This window comes from Cupriavidus sp. 01L46 (genome assembly GCF_056399905.1).
Genome location: NZ_JBFTSF010000007.1, coordinates 1 through 16248, shown reverse-complemented (window position 1 = coordinate 16248; position 16248 = coordinate 1). Strand labels below are relative to the sequence as shown.

Below are 16248 nucleotides of genomic sequence, written 5' to 3'. Positions count from 1 at the left end.
GCGTCGCTAGCGCAAGGCTTCTGGCGCGGATGCCGCCAGATGCGGCAACCGTGAATGGCTAAGCAAGCCGAAGACCAACGCCGCCGACGCAACGGTGATCGCGGCGAGGATATACAGCAGGAGGCGGAAGGCATCGTCATAGCCTTGCACCAGTGCCTGCTCGCTCGCCTGCGGCAGCAGGGCCATGGCGCGGGGCAGGTCGCCCATGGCGAGCCGCTGAGCGGCCTGCGCCAGCGTGGCCGGGGGCGCAGTGGCGATGGCGTGCAGCCTGGACTGGGCAAGCCCGGCAAGCATGGCGCCGACGATGGCCAGGGCAATGCCTTCACCCGCCACCCGCGTGGTGCTGAAGATGCCGGTGGCCATGCCCGCACGCTCCTTGGGCACCACGCTGACGGCGAGGCCATCCATCAGGCCCCAGGGCAGGCTGATGCCAAGGCCAATCGCCAGCATGGGCAGCACCAGCCCGGCGCTCGGCTGGCCCGGTGCGTATTGGGCCAGCCATAGCAGGCCGCCGGCGCACACCAGCAAGCCCAAGCCGCAGATGAGGCCGGCCGAGAGCCAGCGGGTCAGATGGCCGGCCAGCAGCGGGACCACCAGCATGGGTGCGGACAGTGCAATCATCGTGCGGCCGGCTTCGATCGCGCTGTAGCCTTCGATGCCGATCAGGCGGACCGGCAGCAGCACTTGCAATACCACGTACGAATACGCGGGCGCGGCCGCCAGGAATTGCACGCCGACAAAGCGCGGATAGCGAAATAGAGACAGGTCCAGCATAGGCGCGCGCACGCGCTGCTCGATCATGACGAACGCCAGCATCAGCACGGCAGCGCTGGCCAGCAGCAAGACCACCGGCAAGCTGCCCCAKCCGCTGTCCGGCGCGCGCAGCACGGCGTAGGTGAACAAGGTCAGCGCGCCGGTAAAGGTGGCCGCGCCCGGCCAGTCGAGCCCGCTGGCGGCGGGGTCGCGCGACTCGCGCATGCAGCGTGCGCCCAGCACCACTGCGCAAACGGCGATCGCGCCCGCGCTGAGGAAGACGCCGCGCCAGCCGGCTTGCCCGATCAGCCATCCCGCCAGCACCGGCCCGAAGGCGAGTCCCACGCCGAACGTGGTGCCCAGCAAGCTGAAGGCGCGGGTTGCAGCCTGCCCCTCGAACTCCTGCGCCAGCGCTGCCATGCCCCCGGCGAAGGCGGCGGCGCCAGCCACCCCTTGCGCTGCGCGCAGGCCATCCAGCCAGGCGATGTCGGGCGCTGCCGTGAGGGCCAGCGAGCTAAGCGCAAAGCCAGCCATGCCGGCGAGGAAGACACGCTTGCGCCCGAAGCGGTCGGCCAGCGCGCCGGCCGCCATCAGGCAACTGCCGAAACACAGCATGAAGGCGTTGGTGACCCAGTTCAGCGCGATGGGGCTGCCGCCGAGATCGGCGGCGATCGCTGGCAGGGCTACCGCCGGGCCGGTGAAGCTCAGGGGCATGGCCAGCGCGGCGAGACAGACCGCGCCAAGGATCAACAGTGTTTGCGCCGTGGTGCGCGCTGCGTCAGGTGCAGGTTTGGGCATCGGGAGTCCGGTTTGGAGGGCGGGGCGGGGGTCGCATGTTGCTGCCGCCGATGTCACGTGGCTATGGCCATTCGCGAAAGTGGACTGATGATAGGATGGCCTTAATACGTCTTAAAGCACCTGGATTTCCGTGTTTAATGGACAATAATTCTCTAATGAAGCGGCATGGATCGTCATGGATAGTCTTAGTGGCCTGTACGCCTTTGTGCGCGCGGCGCAGACCCGGAGCTTCGTCGCGGCGGGACGGCTTCTTGGTGTCTCGCCATCGGCCATCGGCAAGAGCGTGATGCGGCTCGAGGCCAGGCTYGGCATCCGGCTGTTTCACCGCAGCACGCGGCAGATCCGGCTGACGGATGAGGGYGCGCTTTTCTTCGAGCGCTGCCGCCGCATCCTCGAGGAAATCGACGACGCGGAACTGGAGTTGTCGCGGCTGCGGGAGGCGCCGCGCGGCCGGCTGCGCATCAGCGTGCCGGCAATCGGCTATCGCCTGCTGCTGCCCGACCTGGCTGCGTTTTGCGCCGCCTATCCGGAGATCGAGTTCGACCTGGATTTCAGCGACCGCATGGTGGACGTGGTGGAGGAGGGCTTCGACCTGGTGATCCGCAGCGGCGCGCTGGTGGATTCCCAGCTGATGGCGCGGCGCCTGCGGCCTTTTCGCCAGGTGGTTTGCGCCGCGCCGGACTACTTTGCGCGGCGTGGCATGCCCAGGCGGCCGAAGGACCTGGAGCAGCATGTTTGCCTGCGCTATCGTTTTCCCTCCAGCGGGAAACTCCAGGATTGGGTATTGACGCAAGATGCCGGTGACGAGGAAGTGCGTTTGCCGGGCACGTTCGCCTTGAACAACATCGAAGGCGTGCTGGCCGTGGCGATCGGCGGCCTGGGCATTTGCTACGTGCCGGATTTCGTCGCGCAGGAGGCGTTGAGCGACCAGCGCCTGGTGACGGCGCTGGACACGTACAACGTGGTGCAAGGCACATTCTGGATGCTGTGGCCATCGAGCCGGCACATGCTGCCTAAGCTGCGGGTGCTGGTTGACTTCCTGTCCCGCCGGGAGAACCCGGGATCAGAACCCACTGTGTCCAGCTAAAAAGGGCCTCCGGATTGTGAAGCTGTGCTTCATGACGCATGCAGCGCAGCCGACTGTTTCCGCGCCCCGGCCTTGGCGATACTGCCGAGGTTCCTCAACCAAGGAGTTCCGCATGACCGCACTACGCAAGCTGGGCCGGCATGGCCCACAGGTATTCCCGCTTGGCCTGGGCTGCATGGGCATGAGCGAGTTCTACGGCGCGCATGACGACGCCGAATCTATTCGCACTATCAATCACGCTATAGATAAAGGCGTTAATTTTATCGATACGGCTGATATATATGGCCCGTACACCAATGAAAGCCTGGTAGGCCGGGCCATCGCGGATCGCCGCGACAGCGTGGTGCTGGCGACCAAGTTCGGCATCGTGCGCGACGCCGCCAACCCGGTGGCGCGCGGCGTGGATGGCCGGCCCGAGTATGTGCGAGCCAGCTGTGACGCCAGCCTCAAGCGGCTCGGGGTGGAGCATATCGACCTGTACTACCAGCACCGGGTCGATCCGCAGGTGCCCATCGAGGAAACCGTGGGCGCGATGGCGGAACTGGTGAAGGCGGGCAAGGTGCGCTGGCTGGGACTGTCGGAGGCCGGTGCGCAGACCATCGAGCGCGCGCATGCTGTGCATCCCATCACCGCGCTGCAAAGCGAGTATTCGCTGTGGACGCGCGACGTGGAGGCGGGTGGGGAGCAGAGCATTCTCGCTACGTGCCAGCGGCTCGGCATTGCCTTCGTGCCATACAGCCCGCTGGGCCGGGGTTTCCTGACCGGTGCCATCCGCAGCCCTGAGGATTTCGCGCCGGACGATTACCGCCGTTCCAGCCCGCGTTTCATGGGCGAGAACTTCGCGCGCAACCTGGTGCTGGTGGACAAGGTGAACGCGCTGGCGCGCGAGAAGGGCTGCAGCCCGGCGCAACTGGCGCTGGCGTGGGTGCTGGCGCGTGGCGACATGCTGGTGCCGATCCCCGGCACGCGGCGCGTGGCCAACCTTGACGACAACCTTGGCGCGCTGGACGTGGTGCTGGACGCGGCCGACATGGCGGCCATCGATACCGTGTTCCCGGTGGACGCAGTAGCGGGTACGCGCTATCCGGGGCAGGTGATGTCCTTGCTGGCGCGCTGAACCGGCTGAATCGGCTGAACCAGTAGAGCGTGGGGGGAGGCCGGCGGCGAGTTCGCCGATAATCCAGCATCGCGAACCGCCTCCGGAGTCACCCGCCATGTCCGTTGCCCTGCTAGACGCCGCCCAGACCGCGGCCCGCCTGCCTTACCCCGCTCTGGCCCGCGCCATTGCCGCCATGCTGGCCGAGCTGCGCGCGGGCACGGCCATGGCGCCGCCGCGCATTGCGTTGCCTGTGGGGGACCCCGCCGGCGGGGAAGGCACGCTGCTAGTGATGCCGGCGCGCAACCGGGAGCTGGTGATGACCAAGAACATCACCGTGCACCCCGGGAATCCGCAACGCGGCTTGCCCAACATCCTCGGCGAGGTGGTGGTGGCCGACGCCCATACGGGACGCCGGCTGGCGCTGCTGGACGGGCCGACCGTGACGGGCCGGCGCACCGCCGCCGTGTCGCTGCTGGCGGCGCAGAGCTTCGCGCCGGATCCCGCTGGCGAGCTGTTGATCATCGGTGCCGGCGTGCAGGCGCTGACCCATCTGGAAGCCTTTGCCGCCGGCCTCTCGCCGCGCCGGGTGTGGCTGCATTCGCGCACGACCGCCAAGGCCGAAGCCCTCGCCGCGCATGCGCGCACGCTGGGCGTGGAGGCGCAGACGGTGGATGACGTGCGCGCCGTCTTGCCGCGCGTGTCGATGGTGGTGACGGTGACGTCCAGCCTGGTACCGGTGCTGCCGGACCTGGATAGCGGCCTGTGGCGCGACGATCATTTCATCGCCGCGGTGGGCGCGTTCCGCCCGGAGATGTGCGAGTTGCCCCCGGCGCTTTGCCAGGCGGCCTCGGCGCACGGCCGGCTGCTGGCCGATACCTTGTTCGGCATCGAGGAGGAGGCGGGCGACCTGCTGCAGGCGGGCATCGCCTGGTCCACCGTGCAGCCGTTCGAGCACGCCATTCTCGCCGCGGACGCACTGCGCGCTCGCCGCGGCAGCCCGCTGGTCTTCAAGAGTGTCGGCTATGCCCTGTGGGATCTCGCGGCATGCGTGCTGGCGAGCGCCGGCACTGCGTAATTCCCTTGCAGCGAGTAGGCCTATACCGTGCAGTAGGTTTTTGAGCCGGCGAGCGTCGCAAATTGCATACGGTTTGCCTGGCCGGTTTGGCTCGTTTGCCTGCGTTTTTAATGGTTAACCCGTGATTTAGGGGCGGGCTTCTACAAAAGTGTTAAGCGTTTGAAACAGGCGGGTCACACCAGACGGGATAATGCCTGCCTCGGGTAGAGAGTTAATAAGGAGCAAGAGGCATGTCCCCCAAGAAGATCCTGCTGGCCAGCGTAGCCATGCTAATTGCTGGCGCCGCGCAAGCGCAGAGCGCCGGCAGCAATATTGTCAGCCTGGGCTGGTTCCGCGTGATGCCGACGAGTTCGGCCGATGCGCTGGTCGTCGATAGCATCAGTGGCTTCCCCGTCAACCAGACCAAAGCCGGCACGAGTGCCAAGATCAAGTCCGCGGATACGCTTGGCATCGCGTTCACGCATTTCTTTACCGACAATATCGCAGGCGAAATCGTGGCGGGGATCCCGCCGAAGCACGACGTAGAGGGGGCTGGCACGTTTGCCAAATACGGCACGCTGGGCAATGTGAAGCAATGGAGCCCGGCGGTACTTGTGAAGTACTACTTCGGGGAAGCGAAAACCAAGTTCCGCCCCTACGTGGGCCTTGGCGTGAACTACACGTGGTTCACCGACGAGACCATCAACAACCAGACTTTCGTGCGCTCCGAATTTGGTCCCAACGCCAGGATGACGGCGAGCGCCAAGAGCTCGTGGAATCCGGTGTTCAATGTCGGCGCGACCTACGCCGTCACCGATAACTGGTTCGTTGGCCTGTCGGTGTCCTACCTGCCGCTGTCCAGCACGGCCACGCTCACCACGCAGAACGCGGGTGCGGCAGGCAATGCTACCGTTGTGTCGCATACCAAGATCAAGATCGATCCGGTCGTGACCTACCTGAACGTCGGTTACCGCTTCTAAGCGGCTCGCCAGACGACAAAACGGGCGCCATTGCTGGCGCCCGTTTTGCTTTGTGCTGCTGCCGGCTCAGCCCGCGGCCTGGGTGCTGCCCTTGACGGGATAGCCGGCAGCTTCGATGGCTTCGCGCAGTGCTTGGCCGCTGGCGGCGGCTTCTACCGTGACTGCCTGCGCGGGGATGTCGGCCGACACCTTCGCGGCGGGATCGAGCGCTTGCACGGCGCGGGTGATGGCGCCGACGCAATGGCCGCACGACATGCCTTCAACCTGGAACTGGATCATCTGGAATCTCCTGTTGGTACCTGGGATACGGAATCAAGGCAAGCGCCCGGCCGTCCAAAAAGCGTACCTATCGCTGCGCTGGCCGGGCCGGACTTCGGTCTACCCCTGAAGTTTGCACCTTCCCACTGTGGGAAGCGCAAGGCCTTTTCCGAACGTTCGCGCGCGGCACATGCTGAATGCATTGCTTGCGTGCGGGCTTGACCTTCCCAACATGGTAAGGTCCATGATGTGGTTGTCATCACTGTGGACCCGATCCCTGCCATGCCCGCTCACTCCCAACTCCTTCCCGTACCCGGCGCCACAGCAGGCGCGCCGGCCTCCGAATGGCGGCTGCCGATCGGCGGCATGACGTGCGCCTCGTGCGTGCGGCGCGTCGAGACCGCGCTGGGCAAGGTGCCTGGCGTGCGCCAGGTCGCCGTCAATCTCGCCACCGAAGAAGCCACGCTGCAGGCCGATAGCGCAACCGTGCTGCCGGCCGCCGCCGAGGCCGTGAGGGCTGCCGGTTACGAGGTGCCGCACCAGGCCATGACGCTGTCCATCAGAGACATGACGTGCGCTTCCTGCGTGGCCCGTGTCGAGCGGGCGCTGAAAGCCGTGCCCGGCGTGGTGGATGCGCAGGTCAACCTGGCGACGGAGCAGGCTGAGGTGACCGTGCTGCGTGGTGCCGTGGATGCCGAGGCGCTGGCCGCTGCGGTGGCGCGCGCCGGCTATGGCGCGGTGCCGGTCACCGGCGAATTGCCGGCTGGGGCGGTGCCTGGCGAAGGCTTCTGGTCCGGGCCATGGCCGGTGGCGATCTCGGCGGCGCTATCGTTGCCGCTGGTGGCGCCCATGGTGGCCGAATGGTTCGGCGTGCACTGGATGCTGCCGGCCTGGGTGCAGTGGCTGCTGGCCACGCCGGTGCAGTTCGTGTTTGGCTGGCGTTTCTACAAGGCTGGCTTCAAGGCGGTGCGCGCGGGCGCGGGCAATATGGATCTGCTGGTCGCGCTCGGCACCTCGGCGGCTTACGGCTTGTCCTTGTGGCTGATGTGGCGTGGCGCGGACGATATGCCGCACCTGTACTTCGAGAGCGCGGCGGTGGTCATCACACTGGTGCGCCTGGGCAAGTGGCTGGAAACCCGCGCCAAGCGCCAGACGGCGGACGCCATCCGCGCGCTGGCCGCGCTGCGCCCCGATAGCGCGATCGTGCGCCGCGATGGCGCCGAGGTGAGCGTGCCGCTGGGCGCGGTGCGGGTCGGCGATGAGATCGTGGTGCTGCCGGGCGCACGCGTGCCCGTGGATGCCAAGGTGATCGAAGGCAGCAGCCATGCGGACGAATCCATGCTGACCGGCGAGAGCCTGCCGGTGCCCAAGGAGCCCGGCGCGCTGCTGACAGGCGGCGCCATCAACTACGAAGGCCGCCTGGTGGCGCGCACGGTGGCGGTGGGCGCGGAGACGGTGCTGGCGCGCATCATCCGCATGGTCGAGCACGCGCAAGCGGCCAAGGCGCCAATCCAGCGCATGGTCGACCGCGTGAGCGCGGTGTTCGTGCCGGTGGTGCTGGGCATCGCGCTGGTCACGTTGCTAGGCTGGGGCCTGTTCGGCGGCAACTGGGAGGCGGCCTTGCTCAACGCGGTGGCGGTGCTGGTGATCGCCTGCCCGTGTGCGCTCGGCCTGGCCACGCCGACCGCGATCATGGCGGGCACCGGCGCGGGTGCGCGCGCCGGCATCCTGATCAAGGACGCCGAGGCGCTGGAAGTGGCGCACCGGGTCAAGGTGGTGGCCTTCGACAAGACTGGCACGCTCACGGTGGGCAAGCCGGAAGTGGTGGCGCTGGCGGTGCCGGCGGGTGCCGGTGACGATGCGCAGCCACGCTTGCTGGCCAGCCTGGCCGCGCTGCAGGCCGGCAGCGAGCATCCGCTGGCGCACGCGGTGCTGGCAGCGGCGCGGGCGCGCGGCATCCACGCGCCGACGGCGACCGATGTGCGTGCATTGCCCGGCATGGGCTTGTCCGGCAAGGTCGATGGCGTGGCGTTGCAGCTTGGCAGCGAGCGCCTGCGCGCCTCGCTTGGTGCAGCGGCGGGTACGCTCGAAGCGCAGGCGCAGGCACTGCAGCAAGCGGGCCGCACGGTGTCCTGGCTGATCGAGACCGGCGCGCGGGATGCGTCGCCAGCGCAAAACCGCGTGGTGGGGCTGGTTGCCTTTGGCGACGCCATCAAGCCTGGCGCGCGGCGCGCGATCGAGCGGCTGCGCGCCGCTGGCGTGCGCACGGTGATGCTGTCCGGCGACAACCAGGGCGCCGCCGCGCGCGTGGCGCAGACGCTGGGGCTGGACGAGGTGCAGGCGGAAGTACTGCCGGCCGACAAGGCCGAGCGCGTGAACGGGCTCAAGGCGGGCGGCACCGTGGTGGCGATGGTGGGCGACGGCATCAACGATGCGCCGGCGCTGGCCGCGGCGGATGTCGGCATCGCCATGTCGACCGGCACCGATGTGGCCATGCATGCTGCCGGCATCACGCTGATGCGCGGGGACCCGGCGCTGGTGGCCGACGCGCTGGCGATTTCGCACCGCACCGTGCGCAAGATTCGCGAGAACCTGTTCTGGGCCTTCTTCTACAATGTGATCGGCATCCCGCTGGCGGCGGCCGGCCTGCTCAACCCGGTAGTGGCCGGCGCGGCCATGGCATTCTCCAGCGTGAGCGTGGTCGGCAATGCGCTGCTGCTGCGGCGCTGGAAGCCGGCGGGAGAGCAAGCATGAATATGGGCAAGAATATCGGCGATGCGGCACAGGCTTCCGGCGTCTCCGCCAAGATGATCCGGCACTACGAGTCCATCGGCCTGCTGGCGCCACCGCCGCGCAGCGAGGGCGGCTACCGCCGCTACGACGAGCGCGCGGTGCACACCTTGCGCTTCGTGCGGCGTGCCCGTAATCTCGGGTTCTCGCTGGACGAGATACGCGGGCTGCTGTCGCTGTGGCACGACCGCGCGCGGGCCAGCGCCGACGTCAAGGCGCTTACCTTGCGCCACGTGGCGGACCTGGAGCAGCGCATTGCCGAGCTTGCCGCCATGCGCGACACGCTGCGCCAGCTGGCCGAGGCGTGCAGCGGCGATGCACGGCCCGACTGCCCGATCCTCGCCGATATGGCGCAGGCGGGATATGGCCTGGCGCCGGAGGAAGTGGAAACGGGCGGCAGCAGCAATGGCGCGGTGCCGGCCTGCCATCGCCACGGCGAGGACAGCACCGCGGCCTCCTAGTCAGGAAAGGCCGGCGGCATCGTAGCGGAACGCAGATGGAGATCAACCGAATGGATCGACCGAGTACCGCTGCTTGCGCCGAGCCGGCCGCCATCGGCGCCGATGGCGCCGGCCCTGCCGAGGAGGCCCCCGCGCGGCCCGTCACTCCTATCGAAAGCCGCCAGCGCATGCGTGACGGCACCGAACTGTTCTTGCGCACCTGGCAGCCCGATCCCGAGCTGTTCCCGGAGCCCGCCGGTTCGCTATTGCTGGTGCACGGCCTGGCCGAGCATTGCGGCCGCTACCAGCACGTGGCGGAGCTGCTGTGCGGCCTGGGCTTGCGTGTGCGCGCCTACGACCAGCGCGGCCATGGCGCCAGCGGCGGGCCGCGCATGGTGGCGGAGCATCCGGATGTGTTCGTCGAAGACCTCACCGAAATCCACGACGCCGCGGTGGGCCAGTGGCAGGAGCTGCCGTTCCTGCTGGGGCACAGCATGGGCGGGCTGGTGGCCGCGCGCTTCGCCACCGCGCGCGTGCGGCCCATCCGCGCGCTCGTGCTGTCATCGCCGGCGCTGGCCTTGAGGCTGTCCGCCCCGATGCTGGCCCTGCACCGCATGCTGCTGACGCTGGTGCCGCGCCTGCGCGTGCCCAACCCGATCGATGCGCGCTACTTGTCGCACGACGCCGCGGTGGTGGCGCAGTACCGCGCCGATCCGCTGGTGCAGGGCACCATCAGCGCCGGCGTGCTGGAGACCTTCCTGCGCGGCATGGCGCAGGCGCAGACCGACGCGCCCATGCTGGAAGCGCCCATGCTGATGCTGGTGGCGGGCGACGATCGCATCGTCGACCCGGCCGGCAGCCGCCGCTTCTTCGACAACGCGCCGCCCGACCTGCGCGACGCGCTCTGGTTCGACACCGGCTACCACGAGATCTTCAACGAKGCACAGCCGCTGCGCGGCGAGGTGCTGGCCGCGCTCACCGGCTGGCTGCGCAAGCATCTGCAGCCGCAGGCGGYGTGAGCGTGCATGATGTGCGCCTGGCTGCCGTCAGCTGAACCATTGCACGCAGCCACGGCCCAAGCTCGGCATGCCGCGCATGGATGCATGCATTTGCCATCCTGGCGGGATGTTCCCGCGCGGACTCATCATCAACCGTTCCAAACGTGGCGCAAGGCCTGACAAGAGAAAGCATGGAGACTTACGACTACATCATCGTCGGCGCCGGATCGGCCGGCTGCGTGCTGGCCAACCGCCTGACCCAGGATCCCGAGGTGAGCGTGCTGCTGCTGGAAGCCGGCGGGCGCGACGACTACCACTGGATTCACATCCCGGTGGGCTACCTGTATTGCATCGGCAACCCGCGCACCGACTGGATGTACCGCACCGTGGCGGAAGCCGGCCTGGGCGGCCGCTCGCTGGGCTACCCGCGCGGCCGCGTGCTGGGTGGCTCGTCGTCGATCAACGGCATGATCTATATGCGCGGGCAGCGCGAAGACTATGACGACTGGGCGCGCCTGACGGGCGACGATGGCTGGCGCTGGGACAATGTGCTGCCGCTGTTCAAGCGCAGCGAGGACCATCATCGCGGCGGCGACGAATTCCACGGCGCGGGTGGCGAATGGCGGGTGGAAGGGCAGCGCTTGCGCTGGGACATCCTGGAGCGCTTTATCGATGCCGCCGAGCAGGCCGGCATCCCGCGTACTGATGACTTCAATCGCGGCGACAACTTTGGCGTGGGCTATTTCGAGGTCAACCAGCGCCGCGGCATCCGCTGGAATACCGCGAAGGCGTTCCTGCGCCGCGCGGCGGAGCGGCCGAACCTGACGATCGTCACCGGCGCCCAGGTGAGCGCGCTGACGTTCGAGGGACGCCGCTGCACCGGCGTGGACTATCTCGGCGGCGGCAATCCATTCACGGTGGCCGCGCGCGAGGAGGTCATCCTGGCGGCGGGCGCGGTCAATACGCCGCAGTTGCTGGAACTGTCCGGCATCGGCCAGCCCGAGCGGCTGCAGGCGGCGGGCATCGCGGTGCGCCATGCCTTGCCCGGCGTGGGCGAAAACCTGCAGGACCACCTGCAGCTGCGCAGCGTGGTCAAGGTGGAGGGCGTGCGCACGCTCAACACGCGCGCGGGAAGCTGGTGGGGCAAGCTTGGCATCGGCCTGCAGTACGCGGTCAACCAGAGCGGCCCGATGAGCATGGCGCCGTCCCAGCTCGGCGCTTTCGCGCGCTCGGATGCATCGTATGCGCGGCCCAACCTSGAGTACCACGTGCAGCCGCTATCGCTCGACAAGTTCGGTGATCCGTTGCATCGCTTCAATGCGTTCACGGCCAGTGTGTGCAACCTGCGCCCGACTTCGCGCGGCAGCGTGCACATCGCCGATCCGGATTTCCGCCACGCGCCGGTGATCGCGCCCAACTATCTGACGACCGACGCCGACCGCAAGGTCGCGGCGGATTCCCTGAGGCTGACGCGGCGCATCGTGGCCTCGCCCGCGCTCGCGCCCTACAAGCCGCAGGAATGGCTGCCGGGCGCGGCGTTCGAGACCGACGAGCAACTGGCCCAGGCCGCGAGCGAGATCGGCACCACCATCTTCCATCCGGTGGGCACCTGCCGCATGGGCCGCCCCGATGACCCGCAGGCGGTGGTGGACCAGCGCCTGCGCGTGATCGGCATCGATGGCCTGCGCGTGGTCGATGCATCGATCATGCCGCTGATCACCTCGGGCAACACCAACTCCCCGACCATCATGATCGCGGAGCGCGCCAGCGACATGATCCGCGAGGACCGGCGCCGGCGCGCGAGCGGCGTGGGGCAAGGGGCCGCGCTCGGTGCTGTTTCCCCTGCGGGGGCTCCACAGGCCATCAAAACGGGAGCCACAACCCAGGCTTGAGTACGCCGCCTGCCGTGGACGCGCGGCAAACGCGCGGCGAACCTGACACCAACCTGACATCTGGTTCATGTTTCATAATCAGTGCAAACCCGGATGTTTTGCGACGCAGCAGACGCACACAATAGACGCCGAGATGCCGTGCAGCACCGCTCACATTGGCGCGCCCCCACAAGGGCGCGTCGCGCGTTCCGGGACGGGCGCGCACGGCGGACATCCAGGCAGCAATAAAGGCGGTAAATAAATACAAGCGGCGCGAGAGCCGCAACAGCCACGGGGAGCGCAACTGGATTGGCGTGACCTGTGCGGTGGTGGTGCGACTGGCACCACAGTTCTGACCATTTGGCGGTGCCGACCAGAAGCCGGCGCCGCAGCAAGAGGGCGGGCAGGAGACCATGAATCAGCAAGAAACGATCCTGGAGACGCGGAACCTCACCAAGGAGTTCAAGGGGTTCACCGCGGTAAGCGACGTCAACCTCAAGGTGCGGCGCGGCTCCATCCATGCCTTGATCGGCCCCAACGGCGCCGGCAAGACCACCTGCTTCAACCTGCTGACCAAGTTCCTCGAGCCGACCACGGGCACGATCCTGTTCAACGGCATCGACATCACCCGCGAGAAGCCGGCGCAGATCGCCCGGCGCGGGGTGATCCGGTCGTTCCAGATCTCTGCCGTGTTCCCGCACTTGACGGTGCTGGAGAACGTGCGCATCGGGCTGCAGCGGCAACTTGGCACTTCCTATCATTTCTGGCGCAGCGAGGGCACGCTCGACGCGTTGAACGCGCGCGGCATGGAACTGCTGGAGCAGGTCGGGCTGACCGATGTGGCGCAGACGGTAACGGTCAACCTGCCGTACGGCCGCAAGCGCGCGCTCGAGATCGCCACCACGCTGGCGATGGAGCCGGAGATGATGCTGCTGGACGAGCCGACCCAGGGCATGGGCCACGAAGACGTGGCGCGCGTCACCGAGCTGATCCGCAAGGTGGCGGTGGGGCGCACCATCCTGATGGTGGAGCACAACATGAACGTGGTCTCGTCGATCGCCGACAAGATCACGGTATTGCAGCGCGGCGCGATCCTGGCCGAGGGGCCGTACGCCGAGGTATCGAAAGACCCGCGCGTGATGGAGGCCTACATGGGCACCGTCGAGGCTGAACTGCAGGGCGCGCACTGAGGAGCCAGGATGAGCACAACGCCCGCACTAGAAATCAAGGACCTGCACGCCTGGTACGGCGAATCGCACATCCTGCATGGCGTGGACCTGACCGTGAATGCCGGCGAGGTGGTGACGCTGCTGGGCCGCAACGGCGCCGGGCGCACCACCACGTTGCGCGCCATCATGGGCCTGACCGGCCAGCGCAAGGGCTCGATCCGCGTCAACGGCACCGAGACCATCGGCATGCCGACGCACAAGATCGCGCACTGCGGCATCGGCTATTGCCCGGAAGAGCGGGGCATCTTCGCCAGCCTGTCGTGTGAGGAAAACCTGATGCTGCCGCCGCTGCTGAAAGGGCAGGGCACCAGCGCGGTCACCGGCATGAGCGAGGCCGAGATCTACGAGATGTTCCCCAACCTGAAGGAGCGCCGCCAGAGCCAGGGCACGCGCCTGTCGGGCGGCGAGCAGCAGATGCTTGCCGTCGGGCGCATCCTGCGCACCGGCGCCAACCTGCTGCTGCTCGACGAGATCTCGGAGGGCCTTGCGCCCGTGATCGTGCAAGCGCTGGCGCGCATGATCCTGATGCTCAAGAAAAAGGGCTACACGGTGGTGATGGTGGAGCAGAACTTCCGCTTTGCCGCGCCGCTGGCCGACCGTTTTTATGTGATGGAACACGGCACGATCGTCGAGCGCTTCGCGGCTGCGGAGCTGCAGGCCAAGATGCCGGTGCTGAACGAGCTGCTTGGGGTCTGATTCGAATCGGCGCGCGGCGCTGTCATGAATCGCAGGCATTGTTTTAGGGCAGGAACGGGTGGCGTCAGGTGCCGCCGAAACTAAGGAGACAGACAATGAAGATGACTCGGCTGGCGGTCGCTCTGGCGGCAATCGTAACGGGCGTGGCAATGGGTTCGGCATCGGCGCAGGTCTCGGGCGATACCGTCAAGATCGGCTACATCACCGACATGTCCGGCTTGTACGCCGACATCGACGGCCCGGGCGGCCTCGAAGCCATCAAGATGGCAATCGAGGACAACGGTGGCAAGGTGCTGGGCAAGCCGATCGAGCTGGTCTCGGCCGATCACCAGAACAAGGCCGACATCGCCGCCTCGAAGGCGCGCGAGTGGATGGACCAGCAGGGCCTGGACGTGCTGATCGGCGGCACCAATTCCGCTACCGGCCTGGCCATGAACAAGGTGGCCTCGGAGAAGAAGAAGGTCTACTTCAATATCGGTGCCGGCTCGGCGCGCCTGACCAACGAAGAGTGCTCGCCGTACACCGYGCACTATGCGTATGACACGGTGGCGCTCGCCAAGGGTACCGGCAGCGCGGTGGTCAAGCAGGGTGGCAAGTCGTGGTTCTTCCTGACCGCCGACTACGCCTTCGGCCACTCGCTGGAAAACGATACCGCGGCCGTGGTGAAGGCCAACGGTGGCACGGTGGTGGGCTCGGTGCGCCATCCGCTGTCGGCCTCCGACTTCTCGTCGTTCCTGCTGCAGGCGCAATCGTCCAAGGCGCAGATCCTGGGCCTGGCCAATGCCGGCGGCGACACCATCAACTCGATCAAGGCGGCCAAGGAATTCGGCATCACCAAGACGATGAAGATCGCTGGCCTGCTGATGTTCATCAACGACATCCACAGCCTGGGCTTGAAGAACACCGAAGGCCTGCTGATGACCGACAGCTGGTACTGGGACATGAACGACGATACGCGCAAGTTCGCCGCGCGCTTCTTCACCAAGATGAAGAAGATGCCGAGCAGCTTGCAGGCTGCCGACTACTCCGCCGCGCATACCTACCTGAAGGCGGTCGAGGCAGCCAAGACGGATGATCCGGACAAGGTCATGGCCGAGCTCAAGAAGATGAAGATCAACGACTTCTACACCAAGGGCTACATTCGCCAGGACGGCCGCGGCATCCACGACATGTACCTGATGCAGGTGAAGTCGCCGGCCGAATCGAAGAAGCCGTGGGACTACCTGAAGGTGGTGGCCACGATCCCGGGTGAGCAGGCTTTCACCACGGTGGCGGAATCGAAGTGCGCGATGATGAAGAAGTAAGCGTGTGAACTGAGTTAAGTTGCGTTGAGTTGATTGAGGTATGGCGCCCCCGCCCGGGACCGTTGCATGTTGACCGGGATCGGGAGCGGGGGCCAGTGTCTTTCTTCGCTTCATTTTGACAGCGCCTGCCTGGCGGGGAACGACGAATCCCGGCTGGTGCGCAAACGGTAACGCCTGCGATGGACATCTTCGGTATTCCTCTGCCCGCCATGCTGTCCCAGTTACTGCTGGGACTGGTCAACGGTGCCTTCTATGCGATGTTGAGCCTCGGCCTTGCGGTCATCTTCGGGCTGCTCAACGTCATCAATTTTGCCCACGGGGCGCTGTTCATGCTCGGCGCGGTCCTGGCCTGGATGGGCATGGAGTACGCCGGGCTCAACTACTGGGTGATGCTGGTGCTGTCGCCGCTGGCGGTGGCGCTGATCGGCATCGTGATCGAGCGCACCATGCTGCGCTGGATCTACAAGCTCGACCATATCTACGGCCTGCTGCTGACGCTCGGCATCACGCTGGTGATCGAAGGCATCTTCCGCTCGATCTATGGGGTGTCGGGGCTGCCGTACTCGGCGCCCGAGGCGCTGAGCGGCGCCACGGATCTCGGCTTCATGATCCTGCCGAACTACCGGGCCTGGGTGGTGGCTGCCTCGCTGGTGGTGTGCTTCTCCACCTGGTACCTGATCGAGAAGACCAAGCTGGGCGCCTATTTGCGTGCCGGCACCGAGAACCCCAAGCTGGTTGAAGCCTTTGGCGTCAACGTGCCGCTGATGGTGACGCTGACCTACGGGTTCGGCGTGGCGCTGGCGGCGTTTGCGGGCGTGCTGGCTGCGCCGGTGATCCAGATCTCGCCGCTGATGGGGCAGAACCTGATCATCATCGTGTTCGCGGTGGTGG

14 protein-coding genes are annotated in these 16248 nt (G+C 66.9%); 12 read left to right on the top strand and 2 right to left on the bottom strand.

What is annotated here, in order from left to right:
• Positions 1-6: 6 nt before the first annotated feature.
• Positions 7-1551, bottom strand: a complete 1545-nt coding sequence (locus AC1DS3_RS02565; RefSeq protein WP_441635816.1) for an MFS transporter — start codon at positions 1549-1551, stop codon at positions 7-9.
• 175 nt (positions 1552-1726) lie between these two features.
• On the opposite strand from AC1DS3_RS02565, the gene AC1DS3_RS02560 reads away from it, so the two are divergent.
• The 4 genes from AC1DS3_RS02560 (at position 1727) to AC1DS3_RS02545 (ending at position 5771) form a co-directional block, all read left to right on the top strand.
• Entirely contained in the window at positions 1727-2638 is a 912-nt protein-coding gene (locus tag AC1DS3_RS02560; protein WP_441635814.1) for a LysR family transcriptional regulator, read from the top strand.
• Positions 2639-2750: 112 nt separating this feature from the next.
• Positions 2751-3755: an aldo/keto reductase gene (locus tag AC1DS3_RS02555; protein ID WP_441635812.1), complete on the top strand. Its 1005-nt coding sequence runs from the start codon at positions 2751-2753 to the stop codon at positions 3753-3755.
• A 97-nt stretch (positions 3756-3852) separates the two neighbouring features.
• Positions 3853-4812, top strand: a complete 960-nt coding sequence (locus AC1DS3_RS02550; protein WP_441635810.1) for a delta(1)-pyrroline-2-carboxylate reductase family protein — start codon at positions 3853-3855, stop codon at positions 4810-4812.
• Positions 4813-5042: 230 nt separating this feature from the next.
• Positions 5043-5771, top strand: a complete 729-nt coding sequence (locus AC1DS3_RS02545; protein WP_477109312.1) for an OmpW/AlkL family protein — start codon at positions 5043-5045, stop codon at positions 5769-5771.
• Between the two features lie 66 nt (positions 5772-5837).
• On the opposite strand, the gene AC1DS3_RS02540 is transcribed toward AC1DS3_RS02545, so the two are convergent.
• Entirely contained in the window at positions 5838-6050 is a 213-nt protein-coding gene (locus AC1DS3_RS02540; RefSeq protein WP_441635806.1) for a heavy-metal-associated domain-containing protein, read from the bottom strand.
• Positions 6051-6311: 261 nt separating this feature from the next.
• Between AC1DS3_RS02540 and AC1DS3_RS02535 the strand changes: the two genes are divergently transcribed.
• From AC1DS3_RS02535 to AC1DS3_RS02500, 8 genes are all read left to right on the top strand, one after another.
• Positions 6312-8783 carry a heavy metal translocating P-type ATPase gene (locus AC1DS3_RS02535; RefSeq protein WP_441635804.1) on the top strand — a complete coding sequence of 824 codons (2472 nt, stop codon included), beginning with the start codon at positions 6312-6314 and terminating at the stop codon, positions 8781-8783.
• Positions 8780-9280: a Cu(I)-responsive transcriptional regulator gene (cueR, locus tag AC1DS3_RS02530; protein ID WP_441635802.1), complete on the top strand. Its 501-nt coding sequence runs from the start codon at positions 8780-8782 to the stop codon at positions 9278-9280. The genes AC1DS3_RS02535 and cueR overlap by 4 nt, the downstream gene beginning before the upstream one ends.
• A gap of 50 nt (positions 9281-9330) precedes the next feature.
• Positions 9331-10278, top strand: coding sequence for a lysophospholipase (locus AC1DS3_RS02525; protein WP_477126631.1), 948 nt, complete (start codon positions 9331-9333; stop codon positions 10276-10278).
• Positions 10279-10448: 170 nt separating this feature from the next.
• Positions 10449-12149: a GMC family oxidoreductase gene (locus AC1DS3_RS02520; protein ID WP_441635798.1), complete on the top strand. Its 1701-nt coding sequence runs from the start codon at positions 10449-10451 to the stop codon at positions 12147-12149.
• A gap of 392 nt (positions 12150-12541) precedes the next feature.
• Positions 12542-13318 (top strand): ABC transporter ATP-binding protein, encoded by a 777-nt coding sequence (locus AC1DS3_RS02515; protein WP_441635796.1) that lies wholly within the window; start codon positions 12542-12544, stop codon positions 13316-13318.
• Positions 13319-13327: 9 nt separating this feature from the next.
• The gene (locus AC1DS3_RS02510) at positions 13328-14053 is read left to right on the top strand and encodes an ABC transporter ATP-binding protein (protein WP_043350837.1); all 726 of its coding nucleotides are present in this window, start codon (positions 13328-13330) and stop codon (positions 14051-14053) included.
• Positions 14054-14148: 95 nt separating this feature from the next.
• Entirely contained in the window at positions 14149-15357 is a 1209-nt protein-coding gene (locus AC1DS3_RS02505; RefSeq protein ID WP_477126630.1) for an ABC transporter substrate-binding protein, read from the top strand.
• A gap of 179 nt (positions 15358-15536) precedes the next feature.
• Positions 15537-16248: branched-chain amino acid ABC transporter permease (locus tag AC1DS3_RS02500; RefSeq protein WP_477126629.1), on the top strand; the 712-nt coding region annotated here is incomplete at its 3' end.

Excerpts from the sequence above, each read along its gene's own strand:
- AC1DS3_RS02555 (WP_441635812.1), top strand. The coding sequence starts at position 2,751 with ATGACCGCACTACGCAAGCTGGGCCGGCATGGCCCACAGGTATTCCCG.
- AC1DS3_RS02550 (WP_441635810.1), top strand. The coding sequence starts at position 3,853 with ATGTCCGTTGCCCTGCTAGACGCCGCCCAGACCGCGGCCCGCCTGCCT.
- AC1DS3_RS02545 (WP_477109312.1), top strand. The coding sequence starts at position 5,043 with ATGTCCCCCAAGAAGATCCTGCTGGCCAGCGTAGCCATGCTAATTGCT.
- AC1DS3_RS02540 (WP_441635806.1), bottom strand. The coding sequence starts at position 6,050 with ATGATCCAGTTCCAGGTTGAAGGCATGTCGTGCGGCCATTGCGTCGGC.
- AC1DS3_RS02535 (WP_441635804.1), top strand. The coding sequence starts at position 6,312 with ATGCCCGCTCACTCCCAACTCCTTCCCGTACCCGGCGCCACAGCAGGC.
- cueR (WP_441635802.1), top strand. The coding sequence starts at position 8,780 with ATGAATATGGGCAAGAATATCGGCGATGCGGCACAGGCTTCCGGCGTC.
- AC1DS3_RS02515 (WP_441635796.1), top strand. The coding sequence starts at position 12,542 with ATGAATCAGCAAGAAACGATCCTGGAGACGCGGAACCTCACCAAGGAG.
- AC1DS3_RS02510 (WP_043350837.1), top strand. The coding sequence starts at position 13,328 with ATGAGCACAACGCCCGCACTAGAAATCAAGGACCTGCACGCCTGGTAC.